The sequence below is a fragment of the Candidatus Litorirhabdus singularis genome, from assembly GCF_026262625.1.
Lineage (GTDB): Bacteria > Pseudomonadota > Gammaproteobacteria > Pseudomonadales > Halieaceae > Litorirhabdus > Litorirhabdus singularis.
This window is the reverse complement of the sequence record NZ_SHNN01000005.1, coordinates 194,406-213,210: the sequence shown is the minus strand read 5'-3', so window position 1 is coordinate 213,210 and position 18,805 is coordinate 194,406. Positions and strand designations below refer to the sequence as shown.

At 54.6% G+C, this 18,805-nt stretch carries 17 protein-coding genes; 5 read left to right on the top strand and 12 right to left on the bottom strand.

Annotated elements, in window-relative coordinates; translation table 11 throughout:
- Window positions 1-56: 56 nt before the first annotated feature.
- The 5 genes from EYC98_RS19850 to EYC98_RS19830 all read right to left on the bottom strand — a co-directional run bounded on the left by EYC98_RS19850 (window position 57) and on the right by EYC98_RS19830 (window position 3,371).
- Entirely contained in the window at window positions 57-485 is a 429-nt protein-coding gene (locus EYC98_RS19850; protein WP_279247142.1) for a hypothetical protein, read from the bottom strand.
- 111 nt (window positions 486-596) lie between these two features.
- Window positions 597-860: a hypothetical protein gene (locus EYC98_RS19845; RefSeq protein ID WP_279247141.1), complete on the bottom strand. Its 264-nt coding sequence runs from the start codon at window positions 858-860 to the stop codon at window positions 597-599.
- A gap of 126 nt (window positions 861-986) precedes the next feature.
- Window positions 987-1,181: a hypothetical protein gene (locus tag EYC98_RS19840; RefSeq protein WP_279247140.1), complete on the bottom strand. Its 195-nt coding sequence runs from the start codon at window positions 1,179-1,181 to the stop codon at window positions 987-989.
- Window positions 1,182-1,523: 342 nt separating this feature from the next.
- On the bottom strand, window positions 1,524-1,952 hold the full coding sequence (locus EYC98_RS19835) for a hypothetical protein (protein WP_279247139.1): 429 nt from the start codon (window positions 1,950-1,952) through the stop codon (window positions 1,524-1,526).
- A gap of 117 nt (window positions 1,953-2,069) precedes the next feature.
- Window positions 2,070-3,371 (bottom strand): DUF1214 domain-containing protein, encoded by a 1,302-nt coding sequence (locus EYC98_RS19830; protein WP_279247138.1) that lies wholly within the window; start codon window positions 3,369-3,371, stop codon window positions 2,070-2,072.
- A gap of 270 nt (window positions 3,372-3,641) precedes the next feature.
- Between EYC98_RS19830 and EYC98_RS19825 the strand changes: the two genes are divergently transcribed.
- Window positions 3,642-4,604, top strand: a complete 963-nt coding sequence (locus tag EYC98_RS19825) for an integron integrase (RefSeq protein WP_279247137.1) — start codon at window positions 3,642-3,644, stop codon at window positions 4,602-4,604.
- 79 nt (window positions 4,605-4,683) lie between these two features.
- Window positions 4,684-7,764 (top strand): error-prone DNA polymerase, encoded by a 3,081-nt coding sequence (locus tag EYC98_RS19820; RefSeq protein WP_279247136.1) that lies wholly within the window; start codon window positions 4,684-4,686, stop codon window positions 7,762-7,764.
- A 23-nt stretch (window positions 7,765-7,787) separates the two neighbouring features.
- Here EYC98_RS19820 and EYC98_RS19815 read toward each other — a convergent pair whose 3' ends face one another.
- From EYC98_RS19815 to EYC98_RS19800, 4 genes are all read right to left on the bottom strand, one after another.
- On the bottom strand, window positions 7,788-8,564 hold the full coding sequence (locus tag EYC98_RS19815; protein WP_279247135.1) for an ABC transporter substrate-binding protein: 777 nt from the start codon (window positions 8,562-8,564) through the stop codon (window positions 7,788-7,790).
- An 87-nt stretch (window positions 8,565-8,651) separates the two neighbouring features.
- A complete protein-coding gene (locus EYC98_RS19810; RefSeq protein ID WP_279247134.1) occupies window positions 8,652-9,164 on the bottom strand; it encodes a nuclear transport factor 2 family protein in 513 nt (170 codons plus the stop codon).
- A gap of 66 nt (window positions 9,165-9,230) precedes the next feature.
- A complete protein-coding gene (locus tag EYC98_RS19805) occupies window positions 9,231-9,812 on the bottom strand; it encodes an LOG family protein (RefSeq protein ID WP_279247133.1) in 582 nt (193 codons plus the stop codon).
- A 1-nt stretch (window position 9,813) separates the two neighbouring features.
- Window positions 9,814-11,043, bottom strand: a complete 1,230-nt coding sequence (locus tag EYC98_RS19800; protein WP_279247132.1) for an argininosuccinate synthase — start codon at window positions 11,041-11,043, stop codon at window positions 9,814-9,816.
- Window positions 11,044-11,181: 138 nt separating this feature from the next.
- On the opposite strand from EYC98_RS19800, the gene pyrC reads away from it, so the two are divergent.
- Both pyrC and rnt read left to right on the top strand, forming a co-directional pair.
- Window positions 11,182-12,219, top strand: a complete 1,038-nt coding sequence (gene pyrC / locus EYC98_RS19795; RefSeq protein ID WP_279247131.1) for a dihydroorotase — start codon at window positions 11,182-11,184, stop codon at window positions 12,217-12,219.
- On the top strand, window positions 12,216-12,836 hold the full coding sequence (gene rnt / locus EYC98_RS19790; protein WP_279247130.1) for a ribonuclease T: 621 nt from the start codon (window positions 12,216-12,218) through the stop codon (window positions 12,834-12,836). The genes pyrC and rnt overlap by 4 nt, the downstream gene beginning before the upstream one ends.
- 22 nt (window positions 12,837-12,858) lie before the next feature.
- Here rnt and EYC98_RS19785 read toward each other — a convergent pair whose 3' ends face one another.
- The 3 genes from EYC98_RS19785 to mpl are packed head-to-tail and all read right to left on the bottom strand — an operon-like array spanning window position 12,859 to window position 17,416.
- Window positions 12,859-13,452, bottom strand: a complete 594-nt coding sequence (locus EYC98_RS19785) for an LON peptidase substrate-binding domain-containing protein (protein ID WP_279247129.1) — start codon at window positions 13,450-13,452, stop codon at window positions 12,859-12,861.
- A complete protein-coding gene (locus EYC98_RS19780; RefSeq protein WP_279247128.1) occupies window positions 13,453-16,023 on the bottom strand; it encodes an efflux RND transporter permease subunit in 2,571 nt (856 codons plus the stop codon).
- Between the two features lie 7 nt (window positions 16,024-16,030).
- Window positions 16,031-17,416, bottom strand: coding sequence for a UDP-N-acetylmuramate:L-alanyl-gamma-D-glutamyl-meso-diaminopimelate ligase (gene mpl, locus EYC98_RS19775; RefSeq protein ID WP_279247127.1), 1,386 nt, complete (start codon window positions 17,414-17,416; stop codon window positions 16,031-16,033).
- A gap of 116 nt (window positions 17,417-17,532) precedes the next feature.
- On the opposite strand from mpl, the gene EYC98_RS19770 reads away from it, so the two are divergent.
- Window positions 17,533-18,795 (top strand): 6-phosphofructokinase, encoded by a 1,263-nt coding sequence (locus tag EYC98_RS19770; RefSeq protein ID WP_279247126.1) that lies wholly within the window; start codon window positions 17,533-17,535, stop codon window positions 18,793-18,795.
- Window positions 18,796-18,805: the final 10 nt, after the last annotated feature.

Here is an 18,805-nt window from a genome sequence, read left to right as displayed (position 1 = left end):
GCGCGTTAGCGCGTCCCAAGCCCCGACTTGTTAACTGTTTCGCGTGCGACCTCTTTCTATCCATTTTGATCTAGGAGGTACTGATAGGGGTCGTCTTTTTCTCCTAATGCTTCGGGCATTTCGTAGTATGTTTTGATCTGAAACGATCCATCATCACACCACTGAAATGTTTCGATACTATGAGTCACTACCACATTGTCGCCTTCGCCGAAGTGACACTCTATGACCCATGCCATCTCATTGCCATTGACGTGCACTTTGAACAAATACATTTTTAAGAGACTTTGAAATAAGTCCCAGGCATGACTCGTGAAATGGTCAAATCCTTTCTTTGCTTCGGTACCGACTGGATCGTACATTACTACGTTGTCGGTCTTCACGATGGAGCGCCATGAGGCGATCCACTCCTCCTTTTTCCCCGCATTCCATAACTCGCAATGATGCTTCGCGTGCTTCAATCTTTCATCTCTAGTCGGTATGTTCACGAATTCTCCTCGAGTTGGGATGATTGGTCGGACAGTTAACGCCAAGCCAAGGGGCGGCCGTCAGGCCGTCCCGCGGAGGCCCGTAGGGCCGGAGTAACCTTGGGCACCTTGTTATGTGCTCTTTGCATTAGCGACACAAAGCTTACTGTAAACGTCCGCAACACCAGCAATGTATGCCCCTTGTTCTCCAACCTGTTGCCACTCATTCTTTTTCGAATGATCTTCCTGACGCTTTACCGCTTCTGCGATTTCGTTGATCAGCGCAACACAATATTTCGCCAGAAAAGCGTCTGCATCTGCCTTTGATTCTATTTCGGCAGCGAGAGCATGATTGGTGGTCAGAACTATGATCAGGGCAAGCAGAACATTTTTCATGGAAAGGAAGCCTCATTCATCGATCTGTGATCGTTTAGTTTTTGCACATAACGCTCACCGCAGCGGCGGCGAAACCGCGCAGCGGTTTTGGCGTCCGGGCCCGAAGGGCCGCACTGCCGGTTATTGTTAGGTGGCCGCATAGTTAAATCCACTCGCCACTAGTTGCCGCCAGCGACGTTGGCGATGACGGTAGAATAGTTGGGCAAATGCCCAGATAAAAACAGTGAATACTCCAGCTTCGATGGTCACATGGTCTCGATAAAGGGTACCGGTTCCTGATGGATCAATAGTAATTCGGTGGTCCCACTTCTTTACCAACATGCTGTGACCGTTATCCCGAACACTGAAGCTGCTTCGTGATTCGGGATATGAGATTACTACAGCCTGCTTTCCGAAAGGGACAAACCCAAATAATCGCAAAGACACCCAGTACGTCCCTTCTTCCCATCTTTCTGGCAATTGCTTAGCGCCACAGGGAATGAACTTAACAAGAGGAGAAGCGACATAAATGAGCAAACGCGAGGTCCTAAGGTGTGACTCAACCTCTGCTGGCTCGACCGGAAGGAACGTTGACACATCGACGATCATGAAAAGGCCTCGTAACGCTTCAAGCACTGGCGGCGAAACCGCGCAGCGGTTTTGACGTCCATGTGGCTTGCCTTGTTATGTGTTTTTTTCATGGTCACCACGAACCTCCCACCAACGCCACAACGGATAAAGGCCAATAGCCAGCGCAAACCCGACCGCTAATAGGCGGATAAATCCGTACGCCCCCCTAATGGTTCCATTACTCCAAACTCCTAATAATTCCTTTGTCTGGAGAGAGGCCAATTTATTCGCCTCACTGTAGGTTAGAAGGTCATCAAAAGCCGCACCCAATTGCCCAGCTAAACTCGCAAGCATACTCAACATAATCATACTAAAAACTATATAGGGGACTGTAAAAAGTATGGCAACGAGCAGATTCAATGAGTGTTTTATCAAGTGAGTCGCTGTAACAAGACCAATCGATAGTGCTACCCACCATTGCAAAATCGAGACTAACTCAGTGCGCCTTTCAACTATCAGGTAATGCAATTCAAATTCAGTCATGTTGATAATATCGTCTCTTGGTCACATAACGCTTTAAGAAGGGGCGCCGTCTACGGCGTCCCGCTTGCTTTTCTTGTTATGCGCTGACACTCCATAAATATAGGCCATAATTGGGGTTCACGGCGAATATCGCTGCACACCATGCTTCAAACGATAGGCCCGATTACGCTTTCGATCTTCAGGGCCGACCTTTTCTACATCCGCTGGAAAATGTGACCGCAAATCCTCAAAAGGTACCAACGCTGCTTCAGGCTTAACCAGGTTTTTTGATTGTTGCTGGCGAAGGAAAATCATACCTTCGGTGTGCCCAACAGGGTTCAACCAGTTCACTACTCCGGGGTCTTTCTGTGAGATAACAAACCTGTATTTACCGTCACTACTCGCGACCGCCTGGCTGTCATTGTAACTAGCGGTATGGTTTAGATAATCAATAGATTCCCACCAAATTGTGCCAAGCTGGATGCTCCACAACAGCGCATCGGGCGCATCCATCTCGATAATGAGAGCTTCATTGTCGGCGACCTTAAACCACCCCGCGCCATAAAAATTGGCTGCAAGCGTTCCCCTGGCACCTTTTTGTACAAAAATCTTGTTGGTAAACAACTTGCGAATCTGGTCGGCCTCGTTTCTCCATTCGGGGACACGAATATAAAACTCGTTGATGGTCGAATCGAGTAAGTCGGCCGCTTGTAGCAGATCGAGTGGCTCGCTGGGCGCACTATCATCCAGCCGTTCTAGATAATATGTGCCCGGGACTTCGCTCTCCCACTCCCTGAAATATTCCCGCACAAGCAATTCAGTGGCTTTTGGATCTAACTCCAACCAGTTTCCCGACCAATTATCTGGCTTATAACCCGAAATAAGCACTTCGAAATTACCTTCTGCATCGATTTGCAATTGATCACCGGTCAGCTCTTTAAATGACTCGTATTGATCGTAGGAGCCATCAAACTCTCCTGTCTGCGTTGCACTTTGCACTGCAAAGAGTCGTGCAGACCCTATATTGCCATGCAATCGATATGTGCCTTGACCGGTTATGGCGGCATTCGTGTACTTTCCATCCGCGCCATCCAAACCCCATTTAGCCGAAGTGTTCGTGCCAAGTCGAAATACGGACGGCATACCCTGCTCTCGAGCAAGGACCATATCAATCGAAGATCTAAGCTGCCGAAGCATGAATCGAACACCCTCGGCCTGGTCAATGGGGTAATCTACAGGCAGTTCACGAATCATACTCACCCCAGCCACTTGTAGGTCTGTGCCAAATTTCTCCCACATTTTGGTCGGCGTGGCGCTAGTAGAAGTCGTGACGTTTTTCGGGGCTTCAATTTCTCCAAGCGTACTGACTGAAAAACGCCCACCAAAAAAAGCAGCTAGCAACATGATCAGACAACCGATTACAACTGCTGCTTTTTTCATCCTACGTTGTTCCCCTCAGGGGCGCATAACAGCGTATTAGACGTCGGTGTGACGTAATAAAACACGTCAGAGTGACACATAACTTGTCATCCTCTGATGTGGGTTTTGGTTGACCACTGCCTCGCATGTCCCAATTCACGCCCTCTTCGCTTATGTCAGTCTACAAAATTAAGCTTCGCTAACAACAATACCCGCTTCAGATTGGCGGCTCAACTGGCTGTTGGGCCAGGAGCCCACTAAACTGCAGTGATCACAGCACAAGGATGTGCCATGAAATCGCCGTTTTTAGCTTCGGTGCGCGATCACCTGCGCGCCAGACATTACAGTAAGCGTACCGAACAGGGTTACCTGTATTGGATTCGCAACTATATCCGCTTTCATAACAACCGCCATCCGCAAGACCTTAATGAAGCGGATATTGTCGCCTACCTGGAATACCTGGCGCTGACGCGTAAGGTAGCGCCATCCACCCAGAAAACAGCGCTCAATGCGCTTATGTACCTGTACCGTAATGTACTGGGCCGCGCCGACATGAAACTGGGAGAGTTCAGTCGTGCCAGCAAAGTACAAAAGCTGCCAGTGGTGCTGTCTCGCGATGAAGTACGCTCGCTGCTAAATCAGCTGCAGGGTATGCACCGCCTTTGCGCTGAGTTGATGTACGGCTCCGGATTGCGGCTGATGGAAGTATGTCGACTGCGCATCAAGGACATCGATTTTGATCGTCTGGCCATCTTGGTGCGCGATGGTAAAGGCCGCAAGCAACGTATCACCACGCTGGCACAGAGCTGTGTGCCTTTGCTACAGCGTCAAGCTCGGCAGGTGGAATTATTCTGGCAAGAAGACCAAGGCGCTGAGCGCTGGGAGGGGGTTTACCTGCCCTTCGCACTGGCAAGAAAATACCCCCGGGCGCCGTTTGAACTCGCTTGGCAGTATTACTTCCCCTCCGCTCAGCGCTCGCTGGACCAACGCAGTGGCAAGGTGCGCCGGCATCATATGGGCGAGCAAAGCCTGCAACGTGCCGTCAAGGCGGCGGTGCGCGGGGCCAATATCAACAAGCTCGCGACCTGCCATACCTTGCGCCACAGCTTTGCTACTCACCTGCTGGAACGCGGCGCTGATATTCGTACGGTGCAAGAGCAACTGGGCCATAGCGATATCCGTACTACAGAGATTTACACCCACGTACTGAACCGTGGCGGCCGCGCGGTACGCAGCCCACTGTCAGACTTGTGATGTTTGACAGGCAACCTGATACTGTATATATATACAGTATATTGTAGACCCACTGTCACCGCCGGATTAACTCACCACCATGTATGCCGAACTCCATTGCCTGAGCAACTTCAGCTTCCAGCGCGGTGCCTCGCACCCCCGAGACCTGGTGCAGCGCGCGGCAGAGCTGGGCTATACCGCGCTCGCCATTACTGATGAGTGCTCGCTAGCCGGGGTGGTCAAGGCTCATGTGGCGGCGCAGGAATACGACATCAAGCTGATTATTGGCAGTGAGCTGAACCTGGAAGAAGGCATCAAGCTGTTGGCGCTGGCGCCCAATCGCGCCGCCTATAGCGAACTGTCGGGGTTAATCAGTATGGCCCGCAGGCGCAGCCCCAAGGGCGAGTACCGGGTCAGCCTGCGTGACGTGATCTTTCATCTCAAGCGTTGCCTGCTCATATGGCTGCCCGTTGATAACAGTGATACCAGCCGCGCCTATGGCCAGCAGCTGCGGCGCCTGTGCAAGGAACGGCTGTGGCTGGGTGTTAGCCACTTGCGTCACGGTAACGAGACACAGCGCTATTTACAGTTTCTGGAGCTGGCCACCAGTCTTGATATACCCATGCTGGCCTGTGGCAATGTGCAGATGCATCACCCGCGCTGCAAGCCACTGCACGACGTCATCACCGCCATCGCCCACAACACCAGTGTTGATCAGCTGGGCCGCCTGCGCCACAGCAACAGTCAGCAACACCTGCGGCCCATCGACAAACTGTGCAAGTTATATCCAGCCGCCCTGCTACAGCAAACGCTGGTGATTGCCGACTATTGTGACTTCAGCCTGGATGAGCTGCGCTATGAATACCCCGAGGAGGTAGTGCCGACTGGCATGGACGCCGGCACCTACCTGCGGCAACTGGTGACCGAGGGCTGCAAGCTGCGTTGGCCCAATGGGCCGCTGCCGCAAACCTTAGAGCGCATAGAGATCGAACTGGCACTGATTGCAGAGCTCCACTACGAATACTATTTTTTGACGGTGTACGACATCGTGCGTTTTGCACGCAGTCGCGACATTTTGTGTCAGGGGCGCGGTTCGGCAGCTAACTCGGTGGTGTGTTATTGCCTGCATATTACCGAGGTGTCGCCCGAGGAAGTGTCGCTGCTGTTTGAGCGTTTTATCTCCCGCGAGCGCGACGAGCCACCGGATATCGACGTCGACTTTGAGCACGAGCGCCGCGAAGAAGTCATTCAATACATCTACCAAAAATACAGCCGCAAGCGTGCCGCACTGGCCGCCACGGTTATTACCTACCGCAGCCGCAGCGCCGTGCGCGATGTGGGCCGGGCGCTGGGTTTAGACCCTATCTTTGTTGACGACCTGGCCAAGTCGCTGGCCTGGTGGGACCGCAGTAAGGACCTGGAACGGCGTTTTGAAGAACAGGGCATTGCCGGGCACAGCCGCAGCGCCACCCTGTTTTATGATCTGGTGCAGCAGATACTGGGGTTCCCCCGTCACCTGTCCCAGCACGTGGGTGGCTTTGTGATTACCCGCAGTCCTATATCTACCCTGGTACCGGTAGAGAACGCCAGCATGGCCGACCGCACTATCATCCAGTGGGACAAGGAAGACATTGAGGCACTCGGCCTGCTCAAAGTCGATATATTGGCACTGGGCATGCTGTCGGCCATTCGTAAAAGCCTGCAGCTGATCAATCGCTACCAGCCGCGCCTTACCTGCATTCAGGATATACCTCGTGAAGATGCCAGCACCTATCGTATGTTGCAGGCGGCCGACAGTGTGGGGGTCTTTCAGATTGAGTCACGGGCGCAAATGTCGATGCTACCGCGCCTCAAACCCAAAACCTTTTACGACCTGGTCATTCAGGTGGCCATTGTGCGCCCCGGGCCAATACAGGGCGATATGGTGCACCCCTACCTGCGCCGGCGGCAGGGGCTGGAACCGGTGACCTACCCCAGCCCGGATATCCAAAGCGTACTGGAGCGTACCCTCGGGGTACCTATATTTCAGGAACAGGCCATTAAACTGGCGATGGTAGCGGCGGGTTTTAGTGGCGGCGAAGCCGACCAGCTGCGCCGGGCTATGGCCAGTTGGGGCAAAAACGGTAACCTCATCAAATTTGAAACCAAACTGGTCAAGGGCATGCTGGCGCGCGGCTATGACGAAGACTTTGCCCAGCGCCTGTTTGAGCAGATCAAGGGCTTTGGCGGCTACGGGTTTCCCGAGTCACACTCGGCTAGCTTTGCCCTGCTGGCGTATGTCTCAGCGTGGATCAAATGCCACCATCCTGCGGCCTTTTTCTGTGGGTTACTGAATAGCCAGCCCATGGGTTTTTACTCGCCGTCACAACTGATTCAGGACGCCCGTCGGCACCGGGTCCGGGTGCTGCCCATTGATGTGAACACCAGTGCCTGGGACCACACCCTGCTGGCAGACCGCGACCATTCAATGCGGCTGGGTCTGCGACTGGTCAAAGGCATGAGCAAAGAAGGGGCAAAACGGGTTGCCCAACAACGGCGCCGTGGGCCTTACCGCCATGTCAGTGACCTGCGCCAGCGCGCGCAATTAGACAAGCGCGATATGGAAGCGCTGGCCGACGCCGACGCACTGGCCGCCCTGGGCGGGCACCGCCATCAGGCCCAGTGGCAAATTATGGCGCTGGAAGCCAACCGGCCGCTTCTGAATAACGATAGTGAACGCCCCGCCAGTGACTTTGATGATGATGTAAAGTTGCGTGCTCCGGGCGTGGCCGAAGAAGTCATGGCCGATTACCGCAGTACCGGCGTCACCCTGCGCGCCCACCCCATGCAGCTGCTACGCGCGCAGTATCCGTTTAACCGCTGCCAGCGGCATCAAGACTTACCCACGGTCAGTAATAACCGATTTGTGCGTATTGCCGGGCTGGTAACGGGCAGGCAGCGGCCGGGTACCGCCTCAGGAGTATTGTTTCTGACTCTGGAGGACGAGACTGGCAGTAGTAATATTGTGGTATGGCCGCGGGTACAGGAGCGTTTTCGGCAGCCATTGATGACCTCGCAGTTATTGCTGGTCAAGGGCACGCTAGAGGCGCGCGACGGGGTCATTCATATTATTGCCGGGGCGCTGCACGACTACAGCGACGAACTTAAGGAGCTACAGCTGAAGTCGCGTGACTTTCACTAACCGCCGCGACTCATTACAGCGCGCTAGCGAACGTTAACCTGAATCGGTATCCAGCGGTTTTGAATCGCACGCAAGCGGCCATTATCTTTCAGTACCTGTATGGCCATATTCAACTCGGCCGCCAAGCGGGTGTTGTCTTTGCGCACAGCCCAGGCCAGATCTTCCGAGCTCAGGTAGCGAAACAGGCTTAACAGGTCTGAATTCGCGGTGCCCACTGCCAGCAGCCAGGAAGTAGGAGCATCGTGTATGTACATATCAATCTGGTTACTGCGCAGCGCAGCAAAGGCTGCCTCTGAGGTCGGAAAATGGCTCACCTTGGCACCGTTCAGAGTATCTTGCACATAACGCTCGCCGGTCGTGAAGGGCTCTACGCCAATCCGGATACCCTCCTGATAGATAGCTCGGGGTTGCGCGAAACGGCCCGCTTTGTCCGCCAGAATAATGGCCATCTGGCCAACAGTCATAAACGGCTCCACAAACGTGACACGCTGCTGCCGCTCGGGGGTCACACTCACGCCTGCCATCACTACATCTATGTCACCACTGTCCAGCGCCTTGAGCAGGTCCTCAAACGGCATAATCACGGCCTTGACCGGACGGTCCAGAATCTTGCCAATCTCGCGCGCGTTGTCTATCTCGATACCTACCAGCTTGCCGTCACGTACAAAGTTCAGCGGCTCATAATCAGAGGTATGCCCCACTATCAGGGGTTTCGCGGCCAGTGCTATCGCGCTGCCTAGCATCAGAGTGCAAAGCACCAACAGACGTGCGAATGAGTTCAAAAAAGCGCTAAAGTGCATGTGGGTATCTCCTGCGGAACCGGGTAACTATCGCCGTAATTCTACGGCAGTGGCGGCAGGAAGCCAGTGATTTACTACCGTAAAAGCCTACGCCTTACCCAGCAGTTTGAAGAAGCTGGCAGAGGGGTCAGCGTCGCCGTGACCGCCGCGATTGGTACCGGCCATCAATTCGTCATCCTGCGGCCCGGCTGGCAGTCGCAGGTCATAGTCGGCGACTATTTTACGATGCGCAAACAACCAGCGGCCCTGCTCACAGGCGTAGTGGTCCAGGTAACGCCCGCCACCAATAATTTTTACCAGTTGCCCGCCAGAATCGCGGGTCAGGTGGTAAGCCTGAATATAGACCTCACCTTCCGCATAATCACCGTCCACCACTATCAGGTGATTAGACACCTGGTGCGAGGTCACCAACATGTGCTCAAGGATACTTGGCACCCAGGCCACGTAGCCGGCGCCGGTGCCACTGAACAGAGCACCGTGGTCATCAGTTGAATCCGCCGTATACAGGCTACCCAACAACTCAAAATCACGGCGATCAATGGCCCGACAATAGGTCAACACCAGTTCGGCTATGGCTTGCTTGGCCAAAAACTCTTCCATCGCTCATTCTCCGCGGTTGCTGTTGTCGGGCGCATTTGTAGAGCGCTGTTGTCGTTCACAGCGTATTCAGCTGCGGTCCAGGTCACGCCACAGGTGGTCTGGTTCGGGCTGATACTCGTTCATCCAGTCCAGCATGGCTGCAGGCTCAATGCCGGTGTACAGCATATCGCGGTGCACCTGCTTCACAAAACCCTCGCTCACCGAGCGATCCAAAAAGGCCAACAGCCCATCGTAATAGCCCGCCACATTGAGCATGGCACAGGGCTTGCCATGAAAACCCAACTGGGCCCAGGTCCAGACCTCAAATATCTCTTCCAATGTACCCAGACCACCGGGCATGGCAATCATACCGTCAGACAGCTTGGCCATACGCATCTTGCGTTCGTGCATAGAGTCCACAACATGCAGTTCGGTCAATGTATCGTGCTGCACTTCATGCTCCGCAATATCCGTCGGAATCACGCCAATCACTTTACCGCCCGCTGCCAACGCCGCATCGGCAATAGCGCCCATCAGGCCAACATGACCCCCGCCGTAAACCAGCGTCATGCCGCGACTGGCAATCTCCCTACCCAGCACAGTAGCCGCGCTGCGATATTCGGAGTTGGTGCCAAAGCTGGACCCGCAAAAAACGCTGACGGTTTGCAAGCTACTGGCCGTCCAGCGGGTTGCGACCCTTGCTGGCGGCTATGCGCAGTCGCAGGGCATTAAGCTTGATAAAGCCCTCTGCGTCTTTCTGGTCGTATGCACCGGCATCGTCTTCAAAGGTGGCGATGCTTTCATCAAACAGGCTGTCTTGCGACTTGCGTCCCGCCACAATCACATTGCCCTTGTATAACTTAACCCGTACTACCCCATTAACCACACCCTGAGTGTCGTCAATAGCGGCCTGCAGCATGCGGCGCTCGGGTGACCACCAGTAGCCGTTGTAAATCAGCGAGGCATAGCGCGGCATCAGCTCATCTTTCAAGTGCGCGGCTTCGCGGTCTAGCGTAATCGACTCAATGGCCCGGTGCGCACGCAGCATAATGGTACCGCCGGGGGTTTCGTAGCAGCCCCGGGCTTTCATACCTACATAACGGTTCTCGACGATATCCGCACGGCCCACGCCATTGGCACCGCCTACCTTGTTAAGTGTCTCAAGTACGGTTGCCGCACTCATGGCCTCCCCGTCTATACCCACGATGTCACCGTTGCGGTATTCCAGCTCCAGGAAAGTGGGTTCATCGGGCGCCGCTTCAGGACTCACACTCCAACGCCACATGTCTTCTTCTGGCTCTGACCAAGGGTCTTCCAAAATGTCGCCTTCGTAGGAGATGTGTAACAGGTTGGCATCCATGGAATACGGGGACTTTTTCTTGCCGCCGTCAAAGTCCACCGGAATATCCCGCTCTTTACAGTAAGCCATCAGTGACTCGCGCGAGGTCAGGTCCCATTCGCGCCAAGGTGCAATCACTTGAATACCGGGCTTTAGTGCATAGGCACCCAGCTCAAAGCGCACTTGGTCATTACCCTTGCCGGTAGCGCCGTGGGAGATGGCGTCGGCATTGGTCTCATTGGCAATTTCAATCAGGCGCTTGGCAATCAGCGGACGGGCAATAGAGGTACCCAGCAGGTATTCCCCCTCATAAATGGCGTTGGCCCGAAACATGGGGAAAACAAAGTCACGCACAAACTCTTCGCGCAGGTCGTCAATATAGATTTCCTTGATTCCCAGAGCTTCGGCCTTGGCCCGCGCAGGCTCCACTTCCTCTCCCTGACCAATGTCTGCAGTAAAGGTAACTACCTCGCAGCCATAGTTATCCTGCAACCAACGCACAATCACCGACGTATCCAGGCCGCCGGAATAGGCGAGTACGACTTTTTTGATATCAGACATGTTGAGCTCCAGATGCTGCAAATTAGGGGGCGCATTTTACAAGGCGGCCCGAGATCAAGTCTATAGTGCTGCCGCTTTGCTTCAATCAACGCCCCGATTCGGGTAGCATGCTGCATTATCTTGTTGTTAAGGCCCCCTGTGACCGAGATTTCCCTGACCCGCCCCGACGACTGGCATGTTCACCTGCGAGACGGCGACGCCCTGCCCCATACTTGCGCCGACATGGCTCGTTACTTTGGGCGCATGATTGTCATGCCCAACTTAACCCCCCCAGTGACAACAGTTGCCGAGGCAGAAGCCTATCGAGCACGCATTTTGGCGGCCATGAGCGATCTGCCACGCCAGGTAGAGCCGCTAATGGTCTTGTATTTAACCGACCAGACCACTCCAGCGGAAATAGAACGTGCCGCCGCCAGCGACTTCGTGCACGCCGTCAAACTGTATCCGGCAGGCGCCACCACAAACTCCGATGCCGGTGTGGCAGAGCTGGAAGCCCTGTACCCGACCCTGGCTGCCATGGAAGCTACCGGCCTGCCGCTGCTGGTACATGGCGAGGTAACAGACGGCGACATTGACATTTTTGACCGCGAAGCGGTATTTATTGAGCGTCACCTGCGACCGATTGTCAGGCAGTTCCCGGCCCTGAAAATGGTGCTGGAACACATTACCACTGCTGACGCGGTAGCCTTTGTAGAATCCGCCCCAGCGACGGTGGCAGCCACTATTACAGCTCATCACCTGCTCTATAATCGCAACCACATGCTAGCTGGCGGTATTCGACCGCACTATTACTGCCTGCCTATACTCAAGCGCAATAGCCATCAACAGGCGCTGATTACCGCTGCCACCAGTGGCAACTCCAAGTTCTTTCTGGGTACCGACTCGGCGCCACACACCACCGACGCCAAAGAAACTGCCTGCGGCTGCGCTGGCTGTTATACCGCTTATGCGGCTCTGGAACTTTATGCAGAGGTATTTGAACAGGCCGGCGCACTCGACAAGCTAGAGGCCTTTGCGGCTTTTTATGGGGCGGACTTCTACGGTCTGCCCCGCAACACTGACACGATCACGCTGCAACGCAGTAACTGGCTGGCACCAGCCTCTCTGGTGCTGGGAAACAGCTCGCTGACGCCACTGCGCGCCGGCGAACAACTTCAATGGCAGGTAAACTCATGAGTCGTATACGCGACCGCTTTCGCGGTTTTCTGCCCATCGTTATTGATGTTGAAACCGGCGGTTTTAACGCCAGCACAGACGCCGTTCTGGAAATCGCCGGCACGGTGATGCGCATGGACTCCAGCGGCCAAATGGACATTCATTCCAGCCATAGCTACAACGTGGCGCCTTTTGAAGGCGCTAATATCGAACAGTCTGCGCTCGACTTCACCGGCATTGACCCCTATCACCCTTTTCGAGAAGCCATGCATGAAAAGGACGCCCTTGCAGAATTGTTTAGTGTGATTCGCAGAGAACTCAAAGAGCAGGAATGCACCCGCGCTATTCTGGTTGGCCATAACGCGCATTTTGACGCTGGCTTTATCAATGCTGCAGTAGAGCGCTGCAGCATCAAGCGCAACCCGTTTCATCCGTTTTCATTCTTTGACACGGCGACCTTAGCCGGCCTGGCTTTCGGTCAAACGGTACTCGCCAAGGCCTGTGAGCAAGCCCACATTGAGTTTGATAATAACGAAGCTCACGCCGCGGAATACGATGCCAACAAAACCGCCGAGTTGTTCTGCACGATCGTAAACCGCTGGAAGGATCTCGGCGGTTGGATGCCTGCGATCGACTAGTAGTGCACTGCGCAGACTGGTATCAGTCGCCGCCCAGTTCGTTCAACGCGGCGTCGAGCAGCTCAATAGTGTCTTCCAACGTGGGGCATGCAAGTATCCGGTACTTGATATCCTCTTCAACTGGCAGCAGCTGCGCCAACGTCCAGCACACCTCCCAGGCGTTGGCATGATCCGTCGTAATACCCAATCTCTGCACGTGTGGATGATGTTCCAGGTTAACCAGCACTTCCAATAGCGAGTCGGCTGAATCTGGCAACGGCTGCGCTATCGGTGCTGGCAGCAGTTCTACCTCGCCGATGACCAGTTTGTCTGCCCGAGGTTGCGATGCCCGCAGGCGAAAGCGCTCGCCGCCCTCGACCGTAACCCCCAAGAGACCGTTAGGCAGCGCGTCCCAATCGACAATCCGCGCCGTGGTACCCACCGCCGCCAACTCAGGTGCCATACCCTCTGGCTGAGAAATCTCTGAACCGCTGGTAATCCAGACCATGCCGAAGTCCTCATCCTGCTTCAGGCATTGACGCACCAGGTCGAGGTAGCGCTGCTCGAAAATACGCAGCGGCATGCGACCACCCGGAAACAACACCGAGCCCAGCGGAAATAGCGATAAGCTCTGCATTTAGGACTGCGGGCCCAATGGCTTGAACAGAATAATCAGCTTAGGCAGCAACATTAGTGAGCCTAACACCGAGGCAAACATAGCCAGCCCGGTTAGCAAGCCGAAGTAGATACTGGGCGTGAAATTGGATAGCGCCAGAATCGAAAAGCCGACAATCACTGTGATCGAGGTGTAGTACATGGCTCGACCAATACTCTCGTGGCAGCGATACATAGTGGCCACGTAATTGCGGTCGAGCGGAAACTCACGTTTGAAACGATGCACGTAGTGAATAGCATGATCGACGCCAATACCCACCACAATAGCGGCAATGGTGATCGTCATAATATCAAGCGGAATTCCCGCAATGCCCATGCCGCCAAGCACTATGCCTGCTGCCAACAAGTTGGGACCAATCGCAATCAGCGCCAGCCACAGTGACCGGAACAGCACCAGAAACATGATCAAAATGGCAATAAAAACAGCGCCCAAGGTCAGAATCTGCGACTTGAACAGGCTCTGCAGAACGTTGTTATACAACACCAACATACCGGTAAAGCGAACCTTATCCGGCTGCAAGCCCATGTCTTCAACCAAGTGCTGACGCAGATCTATAAGAAACTGATTGCGACGCAACTCCTGACTGGTTTCCTTAACTCGCAACGAAATACGCGCCTGGTCTAGACTCTCCGAGTAGTAAGGGTCAACCACAATCTCAGCAATGTCGGCAGGCAAACTCTTTTGCACCAGCGCCAGTTCTACATCACCTACATCTTCACCCAACAGATTTTTCACCACCGCGTATGTGGTCGCCAGTGACAACACTTTGCCGGTCTCTGGCAGAGAATCAATGTAGTTATGAATGGCTTCCAGCTTTTCCATACCGCGCACGGTAAACCAATAGCTCTGCTGAAAAGACTCGCCGCCGGGCGACTCATCAAAACCGCTGTCGTCTTCCCAGTCGTCGGCCCACTCGTCTTCAAACTCGTCTTCAAACGCTGCATCAGCAGCAGTATCCGCGGCACTGGCAGTGCGTTCTTCGATCACCATGGGCGGCGGCACAAAGTCTTCTTCCTCCTCCAAATCAATAATAATATCCAGCGGAATGGTGCCGCCGAGCTGGGCGTCCAGCAGCTCCATGCCCTGATATATCTCGGTGGTATCGGAAAAATAATCAATAAATCGATTCTCAACTTTAAGCTGGCTGATGCCAGCCACGCTGACACACAACATTAACAAAGCCACTGCAATAATGGCGCCGCCGCGCTTTTCGGTGACGCCCGCAAAGTAAACCGTGAGGCCGCTGTGGCGTGAATCACTGTTGGCCGGGCGACCCTTGGGCAGCAGTACCATCAGGCACGGCAGAATAATAAAGGTCAGCACCAAGGCTACGCCAAGTCCCACTGTCATCATCCAGCCAAAGTCCATTACCGGGCGCAGTCCACTAACGACCAGCGACACAAATGCTACAGCGGTTGTGAGTGATGTATATAGACACGGAATGGCCATCAAACGCACCGTATCCATAACCAGCTGAAACTGGCTGGTATCCGGATTATCCAGTTGCAACTCGCGATAGCGCACCATCAGGTGAATAGTAATGGCAAGTGTGGTGATCAGCAGCAGCGCTACAAAGTTGGAGGAAATCACAGTCATGCGCCAGTCCAGCGTAGCCAGCAGACCCAACATGAAGGTGGCGGTCGCAATACAGGTAATCATCGGTATAAGTACAAAGCGCGGCTGGCGGAAGATTATGGCCAGCACTACCACCACAAACAACAGAATACCGCTACCAAAGGTGACCAGATCGCTACGCACAAAGCTGACCATATCTGCGGCAATCATGGGCACGCCGCCGACGAACAAATCAGCACCGGCGCGGTACGGTGCAACTACTTGGCGCACGGTTTCTACGAGCTGGCTCTGGCGCTCACTGACCAGTGACGAATAGGCCTTAAACTCCTTTTCGACCCGGCTCAATTCCTCCTGCTCAGACTGATCAAGCCCGGCGTCGGCGCGTTTGCTGCGCAGGTCTTCACGCCGCTGCAACAGTTCCCGATACTTTTCATCGGGTTCCAGATTGACCTGAATAGCGGCTGTGGTGCCGTCAGGGCTCACCAACAGTTGGTGATAAATGGGACTGGTACGAAATTCTTCGCGCACCAATTCGCGATCGATGCCAGGGTCTTCCAGGGTTGGCATGCCGTCACTACCGGTGACATCTGATAACGACACAGGCGGGCTTTGCAGCAACGGTACATCGAGAATGGTCAGTACCGAGGACACGCCATCCAGTTGCACCAGTTCATCACGTAGGCCGCCAATCGTAGCCAGCGACTCATCACCCAGCAGGTCGCCGCCCGGGCGATAGGTAATAACCAGAAACTCTTCGGATTCATATTCTTTGGCGACATCACGAAAAAACTGCAGGTCAGCATCACCCTCCAGTACCAGCGAGTCCGAGGAGGCATCCAACTTCAAATTACCCAGTTGCGATGCCAGAGCGCCAATGACCAGCGCGCACAGCACCAGACTAATCAGCGGGTGACGCAGAACGAGGCGCTCGTAGAGTGCAGCTACCGTGGAAGACATTCCAGACTTACTCCTTGTGGGCGATATTTTCTGCGCGGCGCAACGCCGCAATCAACTTCTGGTGGACACCGTCAAAGCCGCCATTACTCATGATAACGATCTGGTCTCCGGCTCGACTTGCAGCCACAACTTGATCAACCATCGTCTGTGTGTCCGAGCACAAATGGGAAGTAACCGCTGATCCGTCAACCACTGTTTGTAGATCCCAGTCGAGGCCGGGGGGCTGATACCAAAACACTTCATCAGCTTGTTCGGTTGATGCCGCCAGCTGCGCGCGGTGCTGCCCCAGACGCATAGTATTTGAGCGCGGCTCCAGCAACACCAAAATGCGGCCATCACCAACTCGCGCCCGCATTCCGGCCAGAGTCGTAGCGATGGCGGTGGGATGATGCGCGAAGTCATCGTATACGGCAATACCGCTGACTTCCGCCAGCAACTCCATGCGGCGTTTGACACCGGTAAAGCTTGCCAGGCCTTCAACAGATACTCCCAGCGGTACGCCCACATGATGAGCAGCGGCTACTGCTGCCAGCGCGTTTTCCATACTGTGTTGCCCGGTCTGACTCCAACGCGCAGTAACTTGCTCAGGCCCATGATGCAGGCTGAACTCAGTGGCATCGGCTGCAATCGGCTGCGCCCGCCAGTCTGCTTCTTGATCGACCGCAAAGCTCGCCTGACCAGACCAGCAGCCAAGCTCCAGAACGTCGGCCAGAGCAGCATCGCCGCCTCGATAGACAACCAATCCTTCTCCGGGCACCGTGCGCAACAGGTGGTGAAATTGAGTCTTGATGGCATCCAGATCCGCGAAAATATCGGCGTGGTCAAATTCCAGATTGTTAAGGCACACCGTGCGCGGGTGGTAGTGAACAAATTTTGAGCGTTTGTCGAAAAAAGCCGTGTCGTATTCATCGGCTTCTACTACGAAGAAGTCCGACTCACCCAGTCTCGCCGACACACCAAAGTTAGCTGGCACGCCACCGATCAGAAAACCCGGCGACATATCTGCCTGTTCCAACAGCCACGCTAAAAGGCTACTAGTACTGGTCTTACCGTGGGTACCGGCAACGGCCAGCACCCAGCGCTGGCGCAGCACATTTTCCGCCAGCCATTGGGGTCCGGAGGTATAGGGTAGACCGCGGTTAAGCACATACTCTACTGCGGGGTTACCGCGTGAGAGTGCGTTACCCACTACCACTACATCGGGCGCCGGTTGCAAGTGCGCCGGTTCATAGCCCTCCATTAAAGTTATACCCGCGTTTTCCAACTGGGTGCTCATGGGCGGATAAACATTGGCGTCGGAGCCGCTGACCGTATAGCCAAGCTCGCGAGCTAACAGGGCTATGCCGCCCATAAAGGTACCGCAGATACCCAAAATATGAATGTGCTTGCTCAAACTACCCCCTGTTTCGAGCGGCAATAGTACCACGATGACTGTGGCCAAATGCTGCGTGTTATCGCTGTTTACCGTATTATGTTGAACTATAAACGTGCATAGCCCGAGACCGCTTGATGACAGTTAAAAATGCTTTTTACGCCCAGTCCGGTGGCGTAACCTCAGTAATAAACGCCAGCGCCTGTGGCGTCATTGAAACCGCCCGCCAGCACCGTGGCAAGATAGGCAAAGTCTTGGCTGGACGCAATGGCATTATTGGTGCCCTGCGCGAAGACCTGATTGATACCAGCAAGGAATCTGCCAAAGCCATTAGCGCGCTCAGGCACACGCCGTCCGGCGCCTTTGGCTCCTGCCGCCACAAATTGCAAAGCATTGAGGAGAATCGTGCCGAGTACGAACGTCTCATCGACGTCTTCCGCGCCCACAATATTGGCTACTTCTTTTACAACGGCGGCGGCGACTCCGCTGACACCTGTCTCAAAGTCTCTCAGCTGAGCGCGACACTGGGCTACCCGGTACAGGCAATTCATATTCCCAAGACCATCGATAACGACCTGCCGCTGACCGACAACTGTCCTGGCTTTGGTTCAGTGGCCAAATACATTGCAGTATCCACTCGCGAGGCAGCGCTGGACGTTGCCAGCATGTGTGAGACTTCAACCAAAGTATTTATTCTCGAGGCCATGGGTCGCCACGCAGGCTGGATTGCCGCCGCCGGTGGGCTAGCTTCGGAACAGGAAGGCGATGCGCCCCACATCATTCTGTTCCCCGAAATCGCGTTTAATCGCGAAAAGTTTCTCAAACGTGTGCAACGCTGCGTCAAGCGCTACGGCTACTGCGTAATTGTTGCCTCTGAAGGCGCCCAGTACGCCGACGGCACATTCCTGGCCGACTCGGGCGTGCGCGATGCCTTTGGCCACGCTCAGCTGGGTGGCGTAGCACCCTCACTGGCCGAAATGATTAAGTCCGAATTCGGTTACAAGTACCACTGGGCCGTGGCCGACTACCTGCAGCGCTCAGCAAGACACATCGCCTCCTCTACCGACGTTGAACAAGCCTACGCTGTAGGTGCCGCCGCAGTAGATATGGCGCTAGCAGGCAAGAACGCTGTCATGGCTACCATCGAGCGTGGTAAAGGCAAACGCTACCGCTGGAGCGTTGGTGAAGCCGATCTCAACAAAATCGCCAATGTTGAAAAAATGATGCCACGCCACTTCATCACCCGCGATGGTTTCAATATTACCGAAGCTGCTCGTGAGTATATGGCCCCGCTTATCGCTGGCGAAGATTATCCGCCCTATAAGAACGGCATGCCGCAGTACGTCCGCCTGAAAAATGTGGCTGTACCACGTAAGCTGAAAAAGCGCTTTAAAATATAACTCAACTTCT